The following is a 19016-nucleotide window of genomic DNA, read 5'->3' on the forward strand; positions in this document are numbered from 1 at the left end:
ACTGAAAAGATTGAAAAATCTGTTTGACACGTCTGAATGTTCGGACTAGAATTTGCGCCCCATCAGCGCACTCATAGCTCAGCTGGATAGAGTACTCGGCTACGAACCGAGCGGTCGGAGGTTCGAATCCTCCTGAGTGCGCCACTACACAGGCGGTACGCGAAAGCGGACGCCAGCAGCGACGAAAGGCCTCGGCCCGAGAAGCTGCACCAGTTGGTGAACCTGGCTAAACTGCACCAACCAGCGCACTCATAGCTCAGCTGGATAGAGTACTCGGCTACGAACCGAGCGGTCGGAGGTTCGAATCCTCCTGAGTGCGCCATCTACCGAAAGGGCCTGCAGCAATGCAGGCCCTTTTTCTTTGTCCGCATTTTTCCGTGGCGGCCCGGCCAGGCTCAGCGCCGCTTGCGTGTGGCCTTGCCCTGCACGCAGCCGAACTCGTCGAAGGTCACCGTGCGCAGGCCCTGGCCGGGCCTGGCGTCGTAGTGGTAGCGCTGCCGGTCATCCAACTGGCTGATCCGGTCCGGGCGGCCGAAGGCGCTTTCCACGTCCGCGCGGGTCATGCCGGTGCGGATGCGTTTCTGCAGGATCGCGGTACGTCTTTCGCGCTCGTCGAGGCGGTTGCCGCAGCCATCCTGGCGCTCGCCGACCACCACCAGCGGCGTGTCGGATGGCACGCGCCGGCTCTCCTGGGAGGGGCGGGCGAGGGGCACCGGCCTGCCGCTGCCCGGCGTCGGGTTGTGCGCGCGCTGCCGGCTTTGCGCCTGGCCCGGCGGGCAGCCATGCTGGTGGAAGCTGACATGGCCATCGGTGGTCTCGCAGCGGAACGGCGTGGCGGCGGGGCGGTCCATTGGCATGAGGGCGAGCAGCGGGAGCAGCAGGCAGTGCAGGGGCGACAGGCGCATCTCCGATCCTCCGTGACAGGGTTGCATGCAGCCTATCCCGCCTGGCCTCCGCGAAATTTCCGGGTGTCTCGACAGGTTTTTCCGGCGTCTGTGATAGCCAGTGAAGTAACCCTCAACTTTGTGCCGCAAGCGATTGTTCTAGCCGCTATTTTGTAACGCTGAACAGACTCCGGAGTGTTATCATTTCTCCTATCTGCCCGATATGGGCGCGTGGGCACACCACCATGGACTTACCCAGTAGTTACCCAGAACCCCGATTGCCTCAACACGACCTGATGTTTTAAGCCCCCGTGCGCGCTCCGCCGCTGGGGGTGGAGCGTGCTATGACCGAAGTAGAAGCCAAGAAGCCGCAGGAAAGCCTGCAGGACCGCCTGAACCAGGTGGTCGAGCTGCTGAACAAGCACAAGCTGGTCGAAGACCTGGCGCACCGCCAGGAGGGCCAGCACCAGGACCTCGTCGAGAACCTGGTACACCGGCAGAACCTCGCCGAGCTGCAGCGCAAGCTCGATGACCTGCACCCCGCCGACATCGCCCACATCCTCGAATCGCTGCCGCTGGGCGACCGCCTGACGGTCTGGCAGCTGGTCAAGGCCGAGCGCGACGGCGACATCCTCCTGGAAGTATCCGACGCCGTCCGCGAGACGCTGATCGCCGACATGGACGATCACGAGATCCTCGCCGCGGCCAAGGAGATGGACGCCGACGAACTCGCCGACCTGGCGCCGGAACTGCCGCGCGACGTCGTCCACGAGCTGATGGAAACCCTCGATGCGCAGCAGCGCGAGCGCGTGCGCTCGGCGTTGTCCTACGAGGAAGACGAAGTCGGCGCGCTGATGGACTTCGAGATGGTCACCATCCGCGACGACGTCAGCCTGGAAGTGGTGCTGCGCTACCTGCGCCGCCTGAAGGAGTTGCCGGGGCATACCGACAAGCTGTTCGTGGTCGACTACGACGGCCTGCTCAAGGGCGTGCTGCCGATCAAGCGCCTGCTGGTCAACGACCCGGACAAGCAGGTGGCCGAGGTCATGGCCACCGACCCGGTGACCTTCCAGCCCGACGAGGACGGCTACGACGCCGCCCAGGCGTTCGAGCGCTACGACCTGATCTCCGCCCCGGTGGTGGACAAGAACGGCAAGCTGATCGGCCGCCTGACCATCGACGAGATGGTCGACCTCATCCGCGAGGAGAGCGAGACCGAAGTGCTGAACATGGCCGGTCTGCGCGAGGAGGAAGACATCTTCGCCTCGGTGTGGAAGTCGGTGCGCAACCGCTGGACCTGGCTGGCCACCAACCTGATCACCGCCTTCGTCGCCTCGCGGGTGATCGGCCTGTTCGAAGGCTCCATCGAGAAGCTGGTGGCGCTGGCCGCGCTGATGCCCATCGTCGCCGGCATCGGCGGCAACTCGGGCAACCAGACCATCACCATGATCGTCCGCGCCATCGCCCTGGACCAGATCCAGACCAGCAACGCCACGCGCCTGCTGCGCAAGGAGCTGGGCGTGGCGCTGGTCAACGGCCTGGTGTGGGGCGGGGTGATAGGCGTGGTGGCCTTCTACCTGTACGGCAACTGGGAGCTGGGTGTGGTGATGACCGCGGCCATGACCCTCAACCTGCTGCTGGCGGCGCTGGCGGGGGTGCTGATTCCGATGACGCTGCTGCGCCTGGGGCGCGACCCGGCGATGGGATCCAGCGTGATGATCACCGCCATGACCGACAGCGGCGGGTTCTTCATCTTCCTGGGCCTGGCCACGCTGTTCCTGATGTAGGCCCGCAGTGGCCACGGGAAACCGCCTTCGGGCGGTTTTTGCGTTTTCGGGGGAGGTTTTTTTTGCGGGCAGGCATCGGGGCTCTCGCGCCATCCGTGTCGCATGTCCCGGAAGCACGGCTTTTCGTAGGATGGCGTTGAGCGAAGCGATACCCATCATCAGGGTTCGATGGGTTTCGCAAGCTCAACCCATCCTACGAAGAGCACCTCGGCGCAAGCTTAAGGTTCAGGGAGGCACGGGCGTAGGAGCGGACCTTGTCCGCGATCGGATTCACCGGCCACGCCGGACGGGGCATGGGGCGCGGAAATGAAAAATGCCGTTTCCCCCATGGGAGAAACGGCATTTCCGTTTAAGCGAACAGCGCTTCGGTGCAGCTGGGCTCAGGCGTTGCTGGCCATTTCCGCATCGTGGGCGATCAGGGCGATCAGGGCATTCTGCTGGCGGTGGGTCAGCTGGCGGAAGCGCTGCAGCAGCTCACGCTCGTGCAGGCTCAGCTCGGGGCTGTCCAGGCGGATGCCGAGATTGTCCTGCAGGGCGCCCTCTTGCAGCAGGCTCTGCTCCAGGCGGGCGATGATTTCCGAGTTCATGCTGCGATGGTGATTGCGGGCGACCTCGGCGATACGCTCGCGCATGCCTTCGGGCAGACGGACGACGAACTTGTCGGCGGTGCGACTGGAGTAGCTTGGGGTTGCCTGTTTCAATGGGCGCATACATTAAACCTGTAAGTCAGGGAAACGGTGCCAGGGGGTCTGTGTTCGAGTCCCTATGACAGCGAAATCCGTTGGCCGTTCAGCGCAAGGGCAGTAATCAGGTGGCCGACCAATTACTTGACGTCAATTCTGCGACGTATTTTGCGTCGTATGAAGGCTAAATGCCAGCACCAATCGTCCGAAATGCGAGGCTATCTGCATATCTTTCTTTCGATGGGTGGCGCGGCCCATGGGCTCCATTCGCTCAGATTAGCTCAAGTCCCAGGTCCCGGCCGCCATTGCGCCATCATCCGACCACCCGCACGGGCAATGGTTCACGAGGGGCGCGGATGATGTCGCAACCTGGCTCGCCATGCAGCGCCGGGCCGGCCATTTTCCCGCTTCCGCGGCGCCGGCGGGCGGGTATCATACGCGGCGTCCGCGCCCCGGGAGGCGCGGTGCAGAGATGAGCATGAGCGGCAAGTTGATCTATCTGATGGGGCCTTCGGGCTCGGGCAAGGACAGCCTGCTCCAGGCCGCGGCGGCGCCGCTGGCCGAGCGGGGCGGGCAGGTCGTGCGGCGGGTGATCACCCGTTCCGCCGAGGCCCGCGGCGAGGACGCCGAAGCGGTGACCCCCGAGGCCTTCGAGCGCCTGGAGCGCGAGGGCGCCTTCGCCATGAGCTGGCGGGCCAATGGCCTGTGCTACGGCATCCCGCGGCAGATCGACCACTGGCTGGCCCAGGGGCGCGTCGTGCTGGTCAACGGCTCGCGCGGCTACCTGGAGGAAGCGCGGCGGCGCTATCCCGGCCTGCTCGCGGTGCTCCTGCAGGTCGCCCCCGAGGTGTTGCGCCAGCGCCTGGTCGCCCGCGGCCGGGAAACCCTGGCGGAGATCGAGGCGCGCCTGGCGCGCAATGCCGCCTTCGCCGAGGGCCTGGCGCCGCCGCTGCGGGTGCTGGACAACTCCGCCAGCCTGGAGACCAGCGTGCGCAGCTTGCTGGCCCTGCTGGAGGATGCCGGGCTCAGCGCAGCGGCAACGCCAGGCTGAGGCCGCTGTTCGTTCAGGCGGGCCTTCTCGGCAGGTGCGAAATCCGCGCCGCGGCATGACAAATGCGTCGACGCTGGTTAACATGCCCACCCGGTCCCGGCAGCCGCCGCGGGCCCAGGCGTGTCCCCATAGTTCAAGGGATAGAATAAGCCCCTCCTAAGGGCTAGATACTGGTTCGAATCCAGTTGGGGACGCCATCCTTCCCGCCGTTTCCTCATTGCCCCCGGTTTCTTGCCACTGCGCCTGGCGCCGATACCCGATAGTCGAATCCAGGCGTCTGGCGATGACGGAGAAGCGATGAGCCATTTCCCGGAGCGGTCCGAGCGATGCTGAGCGCCGAACTCAAGGCCTTCTATATGGTGGCCCGCCTGGGCAGCATCACCCAGGCGGCGAAGAAGCTCGGCCTCAGCCAGCCGACGGTGACCACGCAGATCCGCAGCCTGGAAGGCCAGTACGCCGTGGAGCTGTTCTACCGCGGCGGCCGCCGCCTGACACTCACCGACGAAGGCGCGCGCCTGCTGCCCATGGTCCAGGCGCTGCTGCAGCAGGAGTCGGATATCGAGTTCTTCCTGCGCAACTGCGGGCAGATGCAGGGCAGCCTGCGCATCGGCGCCACCTCGCCCTACTACGTGCTGGGGCTGATCAAGGCCTTCCGCGAACGCTACCCGCAGATCGAGGTGTCGGTGGAGATCGGCAACTCGCAGCAGGTGCTGGAGGCCCTCTACGAATGCCGGGTCGACCTGGCGGCCTCGTCGCAGCCGGTGGAGGACGCGCGGCTGATCCACCTGGTGCTCGGCCGCGACCCGCTGGTGCTGGCGGTGCACCGCAGCCACCCGCTGGCGGCGCAGCGCTCGGTGGCCCTGGGCGAGCTGCGCAACCATTGCCTGCTGATGCGCGAGGCCGGCTCGACCACCCGCGAGCTGACCGAGAAGCTGCTGCGCGAGTCCGCGGTGACGCCGGCCTCGATGCTGGAGATCGGCAGCCGCGAGTCGATCCGCGAGGCGGTGATCCGCAACCTCGGGGTGAGCATCATTTCGCGCCAGGAAGTGCCGGATAACCCCGAACTGCGCGTGCTGGAGCTGCAGGGCGCGCCGCTGATCGACGAATACCTGTTCTGCCTGAAGGAACGCCGCCAGGCGCGCCTGACCAGCGCCTTCCTGGCCCTGGCACGGGAAACCGCGCCCGCCCCATAGCTGCAATTGCCTAGGGTTTTTCGCGGACCTTGTCCGCGATAGCCGGACGTTCCGGCGCGATTCGCGGATGAGATCCTCCTACGCCGCGCCACCCGCGCCATTCCCCTGTAGGAGCGCGCCCTGCGCGCGAAATCGCGGGCAGGGCCCGCTCCTGTAAAAAGCCTTTCGCCATCGCAAATCTGCCTATACCTCTATCGGCGCAGTTGCACCCATCGCAACAGAGCCTTCGCATTCCTTCCCTAGCATGGCCCTCCATCGAGCCCCGCGGTCTGTCGCCGCGGGCCAGCTGCAAGAGGTTCCGCCATGCACGATTCCCTCCCCACCGGCACCCCGCTGCGGGTGCGCGACATGCACAAGCGCTTCGGCCACTTCGCCGCCCTCGACGGCGTTTCGCTGGATATCGAGGGCGGCGAGCTGGTCTGCCTGCTCGGCCCCTCCGGCTGCGGCAAGACCACGCTGCTGCGCTGCATCGCCGGGCTGGAGCGCCAGGACGGCGGCATCATCCATATCGGCGAGCGCGACGTCTCGCGCCTGCCGCCCCAGGCCCGCGACTACGGCATCCTGTTCCAGTCCTACGCGCTGTTCCCCAATCTCAGCGTCGAGCAGAACGTCGCCTACGGCCTGACCGGCGCCAGCCGCGAGGAAGCGCGCCAGCGGGTGGGCGAGATGCTCGAACTGGTCGGCCTGGCCGGCAGCGAGAAGAAGTACCCCGGCCAGCTCTCCGGCGGCCAGCAGCAGCGCGTGGCCATGGCCCGCGCGCTGGCCCCGGCGCCGTCGCTGCTGCTGCTCGACGAGCCCATGTCGGCGCTGGACGCCCGGGTGCGCGAGCACCTGTGCGGCGAGCTGCGCCAGCTGCAGAAGAGCCTGGGCATCACCACCCTGATGGTCACCCACAACCAGGACGAGGCCATGCTGATGGCCGACCGCATCGCCGTGATGAACCACGGCAAGGTCGAGCAGTACGGCAGCGCCCAGGACATCTACAGCGCCCCGGCCACGCCCTTCGTCGCCGAGTTCGTCGGCCAGGGCAACTGGCTGCCCTTCGAGCGCGGAGCCGACGGCCTGGCGCGGGTCGGCGGCCTGAGTCTGCGCCTGCATGGCGAGCGCGCCAACGCCACGCGCGGCCGGCTGTTCTGCCGCCCGGAGGCGATCGGCATCAACCCGGTGGTGCACCAGGAGAACCTGTTCCGCGCCCAGGTCCGCGAGATCACCTTCCTCGGCAACCGCTGCCGCATGAGCTTCGAACTGCACGAGCTGCCCGGCCACGCGCTGCTGGCCGAGCTGGCCCCGGAGCAGATGCCGCGCCTGGGCAGCGCGGACATCTGGGTCTCGCTGCCGCCGCAGAGCCTGCAGGTGTTCGCCTGAGATGGATGCCGCAGTGAAACTCGACCCGGCCCTGGCCGCCGGCAAGTTGCGCGGCGACCTCGGCGACCGCCTGTTCATCCTTGGTGGAAAGCTGTTGCTGCTCGTCCTGCTGGCCCTGGCCGTGCTGCTGCCGCTGCTGGCCATCTTCTGGCGCGGCTTCAGCGGCGCCGAAGGGCAGGGCGGTGGCCTGGCGGCCATGGCCGAGCTGCTGGCCAGCGCCAACTTCCACTGGCTGCTGGGCAATAGCCTGAAGGTCTCGCTGAGCGTGGCGGCCATCGTGGTGCCGCTGGCCTATGGCTTCGCCTACGCCCTGCAGCGCACGCTGATCCCGGCCAAGGGCCTGTGGCGCGGCATTTCCCTGCTGCCGCTGCTGGCGCCATCGATGCTGCCGGGCATCGCGCTGATCTACCTGTTCGGCAACCAGGGCCTGCTGCGCAGTTGGGTGCCGGACAACATCTACGGCTTCTGGGGCATCGTCCTGGGCGAGGCCATCTACACCTTCCCCCACGCGCTGATGATCCTGCTTTCGGCGCTGTCGCTGGCCGACGCGCGGCTGTTCGACGCCGCCTCCAGCATGGGCGCCAGCCCCTGGAAGGCGTTCCGCAGCATCACCTGGCCGGCCTCGCGGCAGGGCGTGTTCGCCGCCTTCTGCCTGGTGTTCACCCTGACCATCACCGACTTCGGCGTGCCCGTGGTGGTCGGCGGCGACTACCAGGTGCTGGCGCTGGAAGCCTACAAGGCAGTGGTCGGCCAGCAGCAGTTCGGCCGCGGCGCGCAGATCGGCATGCTCCTGCTGCTGCCGGCGCTGTTGAGCTTCGCGGTGGACGCCTGGCTGCGCCGCCGCCAGGGCGACTCCATGAGCGGCCGCGCCCAGGTCTACCAGCCCAAGCCCTCGCGCCACCGCGATGGCGCCTACCTGGCGCTGGTGCTGCTGGTCAGCGCGGTGATCCTCGGCGTGCTGGGCATGGCCGTGTATTCCTCGCTGGTGAAGTTCTGGCCGTACAACCTGTCGTTGTCGCTGCGCCACTACGCCTTCGAGGAAACCGCCGGCGGCGGCTGGCTGGCCTACCGCAACAGCCTGACCCTGGCCTGCTGCACCGCGCTGTTCGGCAGTGCGCTGATCTTCACCGGCGCCTACCTGATCGAGAAGACCCGCGAGCAGGCCTGGCTGAACCAGCTGCTGCGCATGTTCTGCTTTGTGCCCATGGCGGTGCCGGGCTTGGTCCTGGGCCTGGGCTACGTGTTCTTCTTCAACCTGCCGGGCAACCCGCTGCACGTGCTCTACGGCAGCATGACCCTGCTGGTGGTGTGCACCATCGCGCACTACCTGACCACTGCGCAGATGACCGCCACCACCGCGCTGCGCCAGCTCGACGGCGAGTTCGAGGCCGCCGCGCTGTCGCTGAAGATGCCGCTGTGGCGCCACTACCTGAAGGTGACCCTGCCGATCTGCCTGCCGGCGCTGCTGGACATCGTCCGCTACCTGTTCGTCTCGGCGATGACCACGGTGTCGGCGGCGATCTTCCTCTACAGCCCGGACAGCATCCTCGCCGCCGTCGCCGTGCTGAACATGGACGACGCCGGCAACGTCGGCGGCGCCGCCGCCATGTCCACGCTGATCCTGCTCACCTCGGCGGCCGCCTCGCTCGTCCTGGCCCTGGCCTCGCGCGGCCTGCTGCGCCGGTCCCAGGCCTGGCGCCGGAGCGGCCACTGATTCCCCTCGACCCACGTTGCACCTGACCGTCACCCCCGCGAACGCGGGGGCCCAATAAACAGAAGGAGCGCACCATGTTCAAACGCCTCGCCCTCGCCGCCGCCGTGCTCGCCGGTTTCAGCCTGCACGCCAGCGCCGCCACCGAACTGACCGTCTACACCGCCCTGGAGCCGGAACAGCTGAAGGCCTACAAGGAAGCCTTCGAGAAGCAGAACCCGGACATCGAGATCAAGTGGGTGCGTGACTCCACCGGCATCGTCACCGCCAAGCTGCTGGCCGAGAAGGACCGCCCGCAGGCCGACGTGGTCTGGGGCCTGGCCGCCTCCAGCCTGGCCATTCTCGATGCGCAGAACATGCTGGAGAAGTACGCGCCCCAGGACCTGGCCGCCATCGGCAAGAACTATCGCGACCCGGCCAACCCGCCGGCCTGGGTGGGCATGGACGTGTGGGCCGCGACCATCTGTTTCAACAGCGTGGAAGCCGAGAAGCAGGGCCTGTCGAAGCCCATCAGCTGGCAGGACCTGACCAAGCCTGAGTACAAGGGCAAGATCGTCATGCCCAACCCGGCGTCCTCCGGCACCGGCTTCCTCGACGTCTCCGCCTGGCTGCAGACCTTCGGCGAGAAACAGGGCTGGGCCTACATGGACGCCCTGCACGAGAACATCGGCCAGTACGTCCACTCCGGCTCCAAGCCGTGCAAGCTGGCCGCCGCCGGCGAGTTCCCGATCGGCATCTCCTTCGAGTACCCGGCCGTGCAGCTCAAGCGCCAGGGCGCGCCGCTGGACATAGTGCTGCCCAAGGAAGGCCTGGGCTGGGAAATCGAAGCCACCGGCATCGTCAAAGGCACCCAGCACCTGGATGCGGCGAAGAAACTCGCCGACTTCTCCGCAAGCCCCGCGGCCATGGAGCTGTACAAGGAGAACTTCGCCGTGCTCGCCCAGCCGGGCATCGCCAAGCCGCAGACCGAACTGCCGGCGGACTACGAGCAGCGCCTGATCAAGAACGACTTCGCCTGGGCCTCGAAGAACCGCGACGCCATCCTGGCCGAATGGCGCAAGCGCTATGACGGCAAGTCGGAGAAGGTGGCGCAGCAGTAAGCGCGAAGCAGAGCAGAGCACCCTCTCCCTAGCCCTCGACTGCGCGCCCCGCCCTGAAGGGAGAGGGAACCCTCCTCTGCACTGGTTGCCATCACCGAGTTCATCCTGAGGTTCCAGGCGGGCTCCGATGCCGATCCACGCACCGAACAGCCCCCTCTCCCTTCAGGGAGAGGGTTGGGGAGAGGGGCTCTTCGATCCCAGGAATCCACCCATGACCCAACAAAACACCGACATCGCCATCATCGGCGCCGGCATCCTCGGCCTGTCCCACGCCTATGCCGCCGCCCGCCGCGGCCTGCGCGTGCGCGTCTTCGAACGCAGCGCCACGCCGCTCGGCGCCTCCATCCGCAACTTCGGCCAGGCCCTGGTCGGCGGCCAGCCGCCGGGCGTCATGCTCGACCTGGCCCGCGCCAGCCGCCCGCTGTGGGCCGAATGGGCCGAGCGCGCCGGCTTCGCCATCCGCAGCAACGGCTCGCTGCTGTTCGCCCGCAGCGAGGCCGAGGAAGACCTGCTGGAAGCCTTCTGCGCCGGCCGCGCCAGGGAACACGGCTACCGCGCCGAACTGCTCCGCGGCAAGGCTCTGGATGCGCTCTACGACGGCGCTTTCAGCAAGCACCGCGCGGCCCTGCACAGCCTCGACGACCAGCAGCTGTATTCCCGCGAGGCGCTGCCGGCGTTGATCGACTGGCTGCGCCGCGAGCTGAAGGTGGAATTCCACTTCTCCACCCTGGTGCGCGACATCGAGCCGGGCCTGCTGCGCACCACTGCCGGCCAGTTCCGCGCCGGGCAGATCCTGGTCTGCTCCGGCCACGACTACCAGACCCTGCTGGCCGAGCAACTGGCCGCGCTGAAGCCGCAGGTATGCCGCCTGCAGATGCTCCGCGCCCGTCCCGAGCGCGACCTGGGCCTGGGCCACGCGCTGCTGACCGGCCTGAGCTGCGTGCACTACGGCGCCTTCGCCGATCTGCCGCAGGCCCAGGCGATCCATGAGCAGATCCGCCGCGAGACGCCGGCGCTGGAGCGCCACGGCATCCACCTGCTGATCAGCCCTACGCCCTACGGCGAGCTGATCATCGGCGATTCCCACGACTACGGCAGCGATGCCGCGCCCTTCAACGCCGAAGCGGTGGACCGCCTGCTGCTCGACCTGGCCGAGGACACCCTGGGCATGCGCGTCGAGGTGGTCGAGCGCTGGCAGGGCGTGTACGGCGCGCGCGGCCCGGCGCCGTTCTCGGTGCTGCAGGTGGAGGCGGGCATCAGCGCGGTGCTGATGCACACCGGCGTGGGCATGAGCGTGGGGCCGGCGCTGGGCGAGCGGACCCTCGCCGGGCTGTTCGGCTGAGGCACCTGTCATTGCCTTGTCACCGGAACGTCATGCCGGCCTGCTAAGCAGGAAGGTCGCCGGCCCGGCCCAGGGCGATGCCACATTCAGCGAGCGCGCATGAACCAACGTTTCACCCAGGCCCCCTGGGATTCCGACCTGTTCGGGTTGCTCTACGGCTTCCGCTTCCATCCCGGGCAGCGCGGCCAGGAACTGGATTCCAGCGCCGCGCTGCGCTGGCTGGAGGCGCCGGGGGAGGGCGAAGACTTCGTCTGGCTGCACCTGAACCTCGCCCACGCCGCCTGCGAGCGCTGGATGAAGAGCCACCTGGAGCTGCCCGAAACCTTCTTCGAGACCCTGCGCGAGGGCTCGCGCTCCACGCGCATCGAGCACGTCGACGCGGCGCTGCTGGCGGTGGTCAACGACGTGGTGTTCAACTTCGGCAGCGTCTCCTCGGACGTGGCCACCCTGTGGGTCTGCGCGCGCCGCCGCCTGCTGGTGACCGCGCGCATGCAGCCGCTGCGCTCGGTGGACCGCCTGCGCTCCTCGGTCAAGCACGGCGAGTGCTTCCGCTCGCCGCTGGAGCTGCTGGTGCATCTGCTGCGCGACCAGGGCGACATCCTCACCCAGATCGTCCGCGAGACCACCGTGGGCGTGGACCGCATCGAGGACCGCCTGCTGTCGCAGAACCTCTCCGACAACCGCGCCGACCTGGGCGCCATGCGCCGCGTGCTGGTGCGCCTGCAGCGCTTGCTGGCGCTGGAACCGGGCTCGCTGCTGCGGCTGCTCAACCGCCCGCCGGACTGGCTGCAGGAGGCCGACGTGCGCGACCTGCGCGAGGCCACCGAGGAATTCTCCCTGGTGATCAGCGACCTCACCTCCCTGGGCGAGCGCATCAAGCTGCTGCAGGAAGAGATCGCCGCGCAGCTCAACGAGCAGAGCAACCGCACCCTGTTCACCCTGACGGTGGTCACGGTGCTGGCGCTGCCGATCAACATAGTCGCCGGCTTCTTCGGCATGAACGTCGGCGGCATTCCCCTGGCGGAGAACCCCCATGGTTTCTGGCTGCTGGTGATGCTGGTGGCCAGCTTCACCCTGCTGGCCTGGCGCTGGGCCTTCCGCAAGCGCAACGACGCCTGAACTGTCACGCGGCTGACACCGGCGCGGCCAGGGCGTGGTCGATGAGGAGGGTGAGGCGGCGTATAACCGCGAACGGTTATACGCCCTACGCCAGGGATGCTCTCGGCCTCCTAGACATAAATTGTCACACTTGCCCGTCATGCTGGCGCGGTCATCTCCCGCAACCGGATTCCCGCATGACTAGCGAAACCCTGGCCAGGGACGGCGCCGCCGTTCTCGAAGGCCGTCCGCACCTGGACAGCAAGCCCGGCCGTCTCACCGCCCTGGCGTTCTATGCATTGCTGGCCGTCGGCCTGCTGTTCTCCGCCTGGAGCCTGGTCCATGACGTCGACGAGGTGGCCAGCGCGGTCACCACCTGGACGCCTTTCCTGCTGCTCGGCGTGGCCCTGCTGATCGCCCTGGGGTTCGAGTTCGTCAACGGCTTCCACGACACCGCCAACGCCGTGGCCACCGTCATCTATACCCATTCGCTGCCGCCGCACTTCGCGGTGGTCTGGTCCGGCTGCTTCAACTTCCTCGGCGTGCTGCTCTCCAGCGGCGCGGTGGCCTTCGGCATCATCGCCCTGCTGCCGGTGGAGCTGATCCTGCAGGTCGGCTCCTCGGCCGGCTTCGCCATGGTCTTCGCCCTGCTGATCGCCGCCATCCTGTGGAACCTCGGCACCTGGTGGCTGGGCCTGCCGGCGTCGTCCTCGCACACTCTGATCGGCTCGATCATCGGCGTCGGCGTGGCCAATGCGCTGATGCACGGCCGCGACGGCACCAGCGGCGTGGACTGGGCGCAGGCGACCAAGGTCGGCTACTCGCTGCTGCTCTCGCCGCTGATCGGCTTCGCCTGCTCGGCGCTGTTGCTGCTGGCCCTGCGCCTGTTGGTGAAGAACCGCGCGCTGTACAAGGCGCCCAAGGCCAAGGCGCCGCCGCCGTGGTGGATCCGCGGGCTGCTGGTGCTGACCTGCACCGGGGTGTCCTTCGCCCACGGCTCCAACGACGGGCAGAAGGGCATGGGCCTGATCATGCTGATCCTGATCGGCACCGTGCCCATGGCCTACGCGCTGAACCGCGCCATCCCGGCCGACCAGACCACCGCCTTCGTGGTCCTCGCCGAGGCCACCCAGCAGGGCCTGCAACGCAGCGCCCAGGGCTCGGCGCCGGCCGACCCGCGCCCGGTGCTCTCGGAATACATCCGCACCCATGAAGTGAAGCCGGCCGTGGTGCCCTCGCTGGCCGCGCTGACCGGCAGCATCGGCGCCGAGGTGAAGAGCTACGGCAGCCTGGCCAAGGTGCCCGCCGAGGCCATGGCCAACGTGCGCAACGACATGTACCTGGCTTCCGAGACCATCCGCGTGCTGGACAAGGACAAGGCCGGCGACTTCGACGCCGATACCCAGGCGCGGCTGATGGCCTTCAAGGGCAAGATCGACGACGCCACCCGCTTCATCCCGCTGTGGGTGAAGATCGCCGTGGCCATCGCCCTCGGCCTGGGCACCATGGTCGGCTGGAAGCGCATCGTGGTGACCGTCGGCGAGAAGATCGGCAAGAGCCACCTGACCTACGCCCAGGGCGCCTCGGCCGAGGTGGTGGCGATGCTCACCATAGGCGCGGCGGACATGTACGGCCTGCCGGTGTCCACCACCCACGTGCTGTCCTCCGGCGTGGCCGGGACCATGGCGGCCAACGGCTCGGGCCTGCAGATGCGCACCATCCGCAACCTGCTGATGGCCTGGGTGCTGACGCTGCCGGCGGCCATCGTGCTGTCCGGCTCGCTGTACTGGCTGTTCACCAAGCTGTTCTGACGGATCGCCAGGTTCGAAGCGCCGCCCCCTGGGGCGGCGTTTTCGTTCATGGGCGCGGTGTGTGGCGTACCCCGTAGGAGCGGGCGGGGCAGCCCCGTAGGATGGGTTGAGCGAAGCGATACCCATCACCATGGCCCGATGGGTTTCGCAAGCTCAACCCATCCTACGAAGAGCGCCTCGGCGCAGTCGGCACACTACGGTGGCGTACGGAAATTCCCTTCATCCACCTGCTTGAAATATCGAACGACCGGTGCGTATTTTGTACAGGTCGCACAGCTTGTGTGCGGCCGTATTACAAGGATAAGAAGTCATGACTAGCGAAGGACGCAGCCCGCTCGCCGAGCGCCTGGCTGGAGTCGAAGAGATCGAATGCGTCACCCCCGACCTCAACGGGGTGCCGCGCGGCAAGGTGATGACCGGCGAGGGCTTCCTTTCCGGGCGGCGCCTGCAGCTGGCCCGCGGCGTGCTGCTGCAGTGCATCATGGGCGGCTACCCGCCGGCGCGCTTCTACGGCAGCGACGACGGCGACCTGGCCCTGGTCGCCGAGCCCACCCAGGTCCATCGCCTGCCCTGGAGCGACAGCCCGCGCGCCCTGGCCATCTGCGACGCGGTGGAGCTGGACGGCCAGCCCTCCGGCCTGTCCAGCCGCGGCCTGCTCAAGCAGGTGGTGGCGCGCTATGCCGAACATGGCTGGCAACCGGTGGTGGCCACCGAGCTGGAATTCTTCGTCTTCGCCCCCAACCCGGACCCGCAACAGCCGTTCCAGCCGCCGCTGGGCCTGGACGGCCGCCGCGAGATGGGCCATTCGGCGTTCAGCGTGTCGTCCAACAACGGCCTGCGTCCGTTCTTCGAGGACGTCTACCGCTGCATGGCCGCGGTGGGGCTGGAGCGCGACACCTTCATGCACGAGATGGGCACCAGCCAGTTCGAGATCAACTTCCTGCACGGCGACCCGGTGCTGCTGGCCGACCAGACCTTCCTGTTCAAGCACCTGCTCAAGGAAGTGGCGCTCAAGCACGGCCTGCTCGTCGTGTGCATGGCCAAGCCGCTGGCGCACACCCCGGGCAGCTCCATGCACATCCACCAGAGCGTGGTGGACGGCGAGGGCCGCAACATCTTCAGCGACGCCGAGGGCGAGGCCACGCCGGCCTTCCGGCATTTCATCGGCGGCCTGCAGGCCTGCCTGGCCGACTTCACCCTGCTGTTCGCGCCCAACGTCAACTCGTTCCAGCGCCTGTGCCACCCCTACGCCTCGCCGAACAACGCCTGCTGGTCCCACGACAACCGCGCCGCCGGCCTGCGCATCCCGGCCAGCCCGCCGGTGGCGCGGCGGGTGGAGAACCGTCTGGCGGGCGCCGACGCCAACCCCTACCTGGCCATCGCCGCCAGCCTGGCCGCCGGCCTGCACGGCATCGACAACGAGCTGGAGCCCAGCGCAGCCATCCAGGGCGAGTTCGAGGTGCCGGACGAACTGCTGCTGCCCTGCACCATGTACGACGCCTTGCGCCGCCTGAAGCGCAGCGAGCTGGCGCGGCGGATGTTCGGCGCCGAATTCGTCGACGGCTACGTGGCCAGCAAGGAGCTGGAACTGACCAGCTTCTTCGACGAAATCACCCCCTGGGAACGCCGGGTGCTGGCCGCCCAGGCCTGAGGCCGAGCGGAGCCCGCCACGGCGGGTTCCGACCGCCGGCTTTGCCGTGGACGACGCCTTTCTTTGCGTACCCGTCAAAGGGCTCGACGCGCCTTGCGGCAGGCTCTAGGCTGGTAGCGAACGCCCGCCTTCGCGCGGGCGTGCTTCGTGTAGTACGGCGGCGTCCTGCCGCCCGTCTTGGACCGGAGGTCCGATGCGGATTTTCACTGCCTTCCGTGCGCTTTACTTCGCCACCCTCACCCTGCTCACCGGCTCCGGCCTGCTGAGTACCTACCTGGGCCTGCGCCTGGCCGCCGAGAAGGTTGACGGCCTGTGGATCGGCGCCATGATGGCGGCCTATTACCTGGGCCTGGTGCTGGGCGGCAAGATCGGCCACCGGCTGATCGCCCGCGTCGGCCACATCCGCGCCTACGTCGCCTGCGGCGGCCTGGTGGTGGCGGCGGTGCTGGGCATCGGCCTGACCAGCTGGCCGGCGATCTGGCTGCTGCTGCGCACGCTCATCGGCCTGGGCATGATGTGCCAGTACATGGTCATCGAGAGCTGGCTCAACGAGCAGGCCGAGGCGCGCCAGCGCGGCGCGGTGTTCGCCGGCTACATGGTGGCCTCCTACCTGGGCCTGGTGGCCGGCCAGCTGATCCTGGTGGCGCACCCGGGGCTGGGCCCGGACCTGCCGATGATGATCGCGCTGGCCTTCGCCCTGTCGCTGATCCCTGTGTCCATCACCCACAAGGTCCACCCCGCGCCCCTGCACCCGGCTCCGCTGGAGCCGCGCTTCTTCATCCAGCGGGTGCCGCAGTCGCTGACCACGGTGCTGGTCTCCGGGCTGGTGATCGGTTCCTTCTACGGCCTGGCGCCGCTGTACGCCACCGAGCAGGGCCTGAGCGTCGAGCAGATCGGCGTGTTCATGGGCGTGTGCATCTTCGCCGGCTTGCTGGTGCAGTGGCCGCTGGGCTGGCTGTCGGACCGCTACGACCGCGCGCTGCTGATCCGCAGCGCCGGCATCCTGCTGCTGGTGTTCGCCTTGCCGCTGGCGGTGCTGCCGTCGCTGCCGATGGAGGCCATGGTGCCGATGGGCTTCATGGTCTGCCTGGTGCAGTTCACCCTCTACCCGCTGGCGGTGGCCTTCTCCAACGACCATGTCGAGGGCGAGCGGCGGGTATCGCTGACTGCCATGCTGCTGGTCACCTTCGGCGTCGGCGCCTGCGTCGGCCCGCTGGCGACCGGAGCGCTGATGCGTGCCTTCGGCCCGAACATGCTCTATGCCTTCGCCGCGACCTGCGCGCTGATCGTCATCTGGCGCGTGCGCCCGGAGAAGGTCACCGGTCTGCACCGTGTCGACGAGGCGCCGGTGAAGCACGTGCCCATGGCCGACAGCCTGGCCAGCTCGCCGCTGTCGGCGGCGCTCGACCCGCGGGTGGCCGACGAAACGGTGGAAGAACAGATGAAGACCACCCCGGCGCCAGCGCCCGCGGTGCCGGAGGCAGCCGGCGTGCCCGAGGCGGAAGAGGAAAGCCGGCCGGGGTAGGGCGGGGAAGGGCGGGTGCTAGAACAGCTCGTCCTTCTCGAAGCGCCGCGCTTCGCGCTGCAGCTGGTAGACGAAGCGCTCGATGTGGCGCTGCTCCAGGCCGCTCAGGCGGTTGAAGCGCAGGCCGGCGAAGCTGGTGTTGACCTTCTCGTCGAAGTGCACGTGGCGCAGTTCCACTTCCACGGTGATGGCGCCGAACGGCAGGCGGGCGGTGAAGCGCTCGTAGAGCTGGCCGGGTTGCAGGCGCTCATGCACGTCGCCGGCGAAGCGCACCTTGCAGCCGGTGGCGGAGATGTCCAGCAGGTTGCCGCTCAGCGCGGCCTTGAGCTTGTCGCCGGCCAGTTCCACGGCGACCGGCTGGGTCTGCTTGAGAGGCGCGCGGTAGGCGTTGCGGCGCTGGTGGTAGAGCATCTCGGCGGGCATCGGCAGCCAGTAGCAGCGGGCGCCGTCGAGTTCGCTGAACTGCGCGGCCTGCTGGCATTCCCAGGCGATCCGCACGCCTTCGTGGAAGGCTTCGATGCGGAAGTTCTCGCCATTCTGCAGGAAACGCTCGCCGTCATTGGGGATCAGTTCGTCCAGGGCTACCCGGTTGCGTTCGCGGTCCACCGCGACGACGAAGCTCTGGAAGCGCTGGTTGCGCTCGGCGAAGCTGATCACCAGCGGGTCATGGCTATCCATCAGGATTCGCAGGTTGGCCTGGATCTCCACGGCCGCCTTGAGCGTTTTCGGCGGTTGCGGGCCATTTTCCTCGGCGAACGGGCTTGCCACTGTCCTACGATCTCCAGATGTATTTATTGTGGGAATTTTCTTTTGCAAGGCGATGGCATTCTGCCGCATCGCCCTGCCGGACGCCAGGGCTCAGGCCTGGCTGAGAGGACGCTGGCGGCTGCCCTGGGTCGCGCCGCCACGGCGATCGTAGAGGCTGGGGGTGTCCTGGCCGCGGAGGATATCCAGCAGGCGGCCGGTGGCGTGCTGGTTGTTGCGGATGATGCGGCCGTTGCGCAGGTTGGCCTGCTGGCATTGTTCCAGCAGCGCCGCCAGGCGCTCGCTGAGTTCCACGGTGCCCGGCTCCACCTTGCCCTGCGCGGTCAGCGCGGCGAGGCCTGCGCGGTCGCTGCTGACGCCGGCCTGGCGCAGCGTCTCGCTGCGCTGGCGGCCATTGCGCTCCAGCTGCTGGAGCAGCGGCAGCTTGCTGTCGAGCAGGCCCTGCAGGCGCTCCAGGTCACGCGCGTCGAGGGCGTGGAATTCGTCCTCGATCAGCTGCAGAAGAGCCTCGGCGGCGCCGATATCCTCGGTGATCAGATGGAGCAGGCTGGCGTTTGGCATGGCGGCTCGGCGTTCAGGGCGTCCTTGGGGAACCCCGCGCTCAGCGCTGGGATTCGAAGTCGAGCAGTTTGCCGGCGACTTTCTGGCTGTCGACCTGGTAGCTGCCATCGGCGATGGCCTGCTTCAGCCGCGCGACCTTTTCCGAGTCGACGACGGGTTGGTCTTTCAGCTGGTCGCTGGCTTTCTGCAATTGCTGGGCGGTGCTGCTCAGTTGCACGGACTCACCGCTGCCAGTGGCCGACGCGCTGCCGGCGCTTTCGCTGCCGGCGGCTTCGCTGCGGCCGGCCTGGGGCTTGCCGGTGCTGCCGGTGGAGACCGGCGCGCTGGCATTGTTCAGCCGGTTGAAGTCGATGACCATGGTAGTGAACCTCTGCGGGTTTAGGACGCTTGCCTGTAGGTTTCGGCTGACATCCGTAAAACTTTAGGGCGGTTTTTCGTGCGCCTTCGCACAGTTTAGTGAAGGCTGGCGCGCCAGCGCCAGACTTCCGC

General features: G+C 67.8%; 16 protein-coding genes and 3 tRNA genes. 14 read left to right on the top strand and 5 right to left on the bottom strand.

The features are described from left to right. Nucleotides 1–67 precede the first annotated feature (67 nt). Nucleotides 68–144: transfer RNA gene (locus tag PcP3B5_RS07760), tRNA-Arg, on the top strand. Nucleotides 145–245: 101 nt separating this feature from the next. After that, nucleotides 246–322: transfer RNA gene (locus PcP3B5_RS07765), tRNA-Arg, on the top strand. Between the two features lie 73 nt (nucleotides 323–395). Here the strand turns inward: PcP3B5_RS07765 and PcP3B5_RS07770 are convergent. Further along, nucleotides 396–905, bottom strand: coding sequence for an outer membrane protein assembly factor BamE (locus tag PcP3B5_RS07770; RefSeq protein ID WP_237143075.1), 510 nt, complete (start codon nucleotides 903–905; stop codon nucleotides 396–398). Nucleotides 906–1228: 323 nt separating this feature from the next. On the opposite strand from PcP3B5_RS07770, the gene mgtE reads away from it, so the two are divergent. After that, complete coding sequence (gene mgtE / locus PcP3B5_RS07775; protein WP_009620782.1) at nucleotides 1229–2671, top strand: magnesium transporter; 1443 nt, start codon at nucleotides 1229–1231, stop codon at nucleotides 2669–2671. A 380-nt stretch (nucleotides 2672–3051) separates the two neighbouring features. Here mgtE and amrZ read toward each other — a convergent pair whose 3' ends face one another. Beyond that, entirely contained in the window at nucleotides 3052–3381 is a 330-nt protein-coding gene (amrZ, locus tag PcP3B5_RS07780) for a transcriptional regulator AmrZ (protein ID WP_009620783.1), read from the bottom strand. A 451-nt stretch (nucleotides 3382–3832) separates the two neighbouring features. On the opposite strand from amrZ, the gene phnN reads away from it, so the two are divergent. The 11 genes from phnN to PcP3B5_RS07835 all read left to right on the top strand — a co-directional run bounded on the left by phnN (nucleotide 3833) and on the right by PcP3B5_RS07835 (nucleotide 17201). Beyond that, nucleotides 3833–4405 carry a phosphonate metabolism protein/1,5-bisphosphokinase (PRPP-forming) PhnN gene (gene phnN / locus PcP3B5_RS07785; RefSeq protein WP_043314327.1) on the top strand — a complete coding sequence of 191 codons (573 nt, stop codon included), beginning with the start codon at nucleotides 3833–3835 and terminating at the stop codon, nucleotides 4403–4405. 122 nt (nucleotides 4406–4527) lie between these two features. Further along, a tRNA-Arg gene (locus tag PcP3B5_RS07790) sits at nucleotides 4528–4602 on the top strand. 129 nt (nucleotides 4603–4731) lie between these two features. Further along, on the top strand, nucleotides 4732–5598 hold the full coding sequence (locus PcP3B5_RS07795; protein ID WP_043267688.1) for a LysR substrate-binding domain-containing protein: 867 nt from the start codon (nucleotides 4732–4734) through the stop codon (nucleotides 5596–5598). A gap of 303 nt (nucleotides 5599–5901) precedes the next feature. Next, complete coding sequence (locus PcP3B5_RS07800) at nucleotides 5902–6963, top strand: putative 2-aminoethylphosphonate ABC transporter ATP-binding protein (RefSeq protein WP_061560956.1); 1062 nt, start codon at nucleotides 5902–5904, stop codon at nucleotides 6961–6963. 1 nt (nucleotide 6964) lies between these two features. Then, nucleotides 6965–8677: a putative 2-aminoethylphosphonate ABC transporter permease subunit gene (locus tag PcP3B5_RS07805; protein WP_061560957.1), complete on the top strand. Its 1713-nt coding sequence runs from the start codon at nucleotides 6965–6967 to the stop codon at nucleotides 8675–8677. A gap of 74 nt (nucleotides 8678–8751) precedes the next feature. After that, nucleotides 8752–9774 (top strand): putative 2-aminoethylphosphonate ABC transporter substrate-binding protein, encoded by a 1023-nt coding sequence (locus tag PcP3B5_RS07810; protein WP_061560958.1) that lies wholly within the window; start codon nucleotides 8752–8754, stop codon nucleotides 9772–9774. 211 nt (nucleotides 9775–9985) lie between these two features. Next, nucleotides 9986–11116: a TIGR03364 family FAD-dependent oxidoreductase gene (locus PcP3B5_RS07815; protein ID WP_061560959.1), complete on the top strand. Its 1131-nt coding sequence runs from the start codon at nucleotides 9986–9988 to the stop codon at nucleotides 11114–11116. A gap of 99 nt (nucleotides 11117–11215) precedes the next feature. Continuing rightward, on the top strand, nucleotides 11216–12235 hold the full coding sequence (locus PcP3B5_RS07820; RefSeq protein ID WP_058072097.1) for a transporter: 1020 nt from the start codon (nucleotides 11216–11218) through the stop codon (nucleotides 12233–12235). 176 nt (nucleotides 12236–12411) lie between these two features. Next, nucleotides 12412–14025 carry an inorganic phosphate transporter gene (locus tag PcP3B5_RS07825; protein WP_061560960.1) on the top strand — a complete coding sequence of 538 codons (1614 nt, stop codon included), beginning with the start codon at nucleotides 12412–12414 and terminating at the stop codon, nucleotides 14023–14025. A gap of 412 nt (nucleotides 14026–14437) precedes the next feature. Continuing rightward, nucleotides 14438–15676 (top strand): glutamine synthetase family protein, encoded by a 1239-nt coding sequence (locus tag PcP3B5_RS07830; protein ID WP_162493540.1) that lies wholly within the window; start codon nucleotides 14438–14440, stop codon nucleotides 15674–15676. A gap of 193 nt (nucleotides 15677–15869) precedes the next feature. Continuing rightward, a complete protein-coding gene (locus tag PcP3B5_RS07835) occupies nucleotides 15870–17201 on the top strand; it encodes an MFS transporter (protein ID WP_009620814.1) in 1332 nt (443 codons plus the stop codon). An 18-nt stretch (nucleotides 17202–17219) separates the two neighbouring features. Here PcP3B5_RS07835 and PcP3B5_RS07840 read toward each other — a convergent pair whose 3' ends face one another. The 3 genes from PcP3B5_RS07840 to flgM all read right to left on the bottom strand — a co-directional run bounded on the left by PcP3B5_RS07840 (nucleotide 17220) and on the right by flgM (nucleotide 18885). Continuing rightward, nucleotides 17220–17969, bottom strand: a complete 750-nt coding sequence (locus PcP3B5_RS07840; RefSeq protein WP_145923858.1) for a flagellar brake protein — start codon at nucleotides 17967–17969, stop codon at nucleotides 17220–17222. Nucleotides 17970–18059: 90 nt separating this feature from the next. Next, entirely contained in the window at nucleotides 18060–18527 is a 468-nt protein-coding gene (locus tag PcP3B5_RS07845; protein WP_061560962.1) for a flagella synthesis protein FlgN, read from the bottom strand. Nucleotides 18528–18567: 40 nt separating this feature from the next. Continuing rightward, a complete protein-coding gene (flgM, locus tag PcP3B5_RS07850) occupies nucleotides 18568–18885 on the bottom strand; it encodes a flagellar biosynthesis anti-sigma factor FlgM (RefSeq protein ID WP_043319388.1) in 318 nt (105 codons plus the stop codon). Nucleotides 18886–19016 lie beyond the last annotated feature (131 nt).

The organism is Pseudomonas citronellolis, assembly GCF_001586155.1.
Lineage (GTDB): Bacteria > Pseudomonadota > Gammaproteobacteria > Pseudomonadales > Pseudomonadaceae > Pseudomonas > Pseudomonas citronellolis.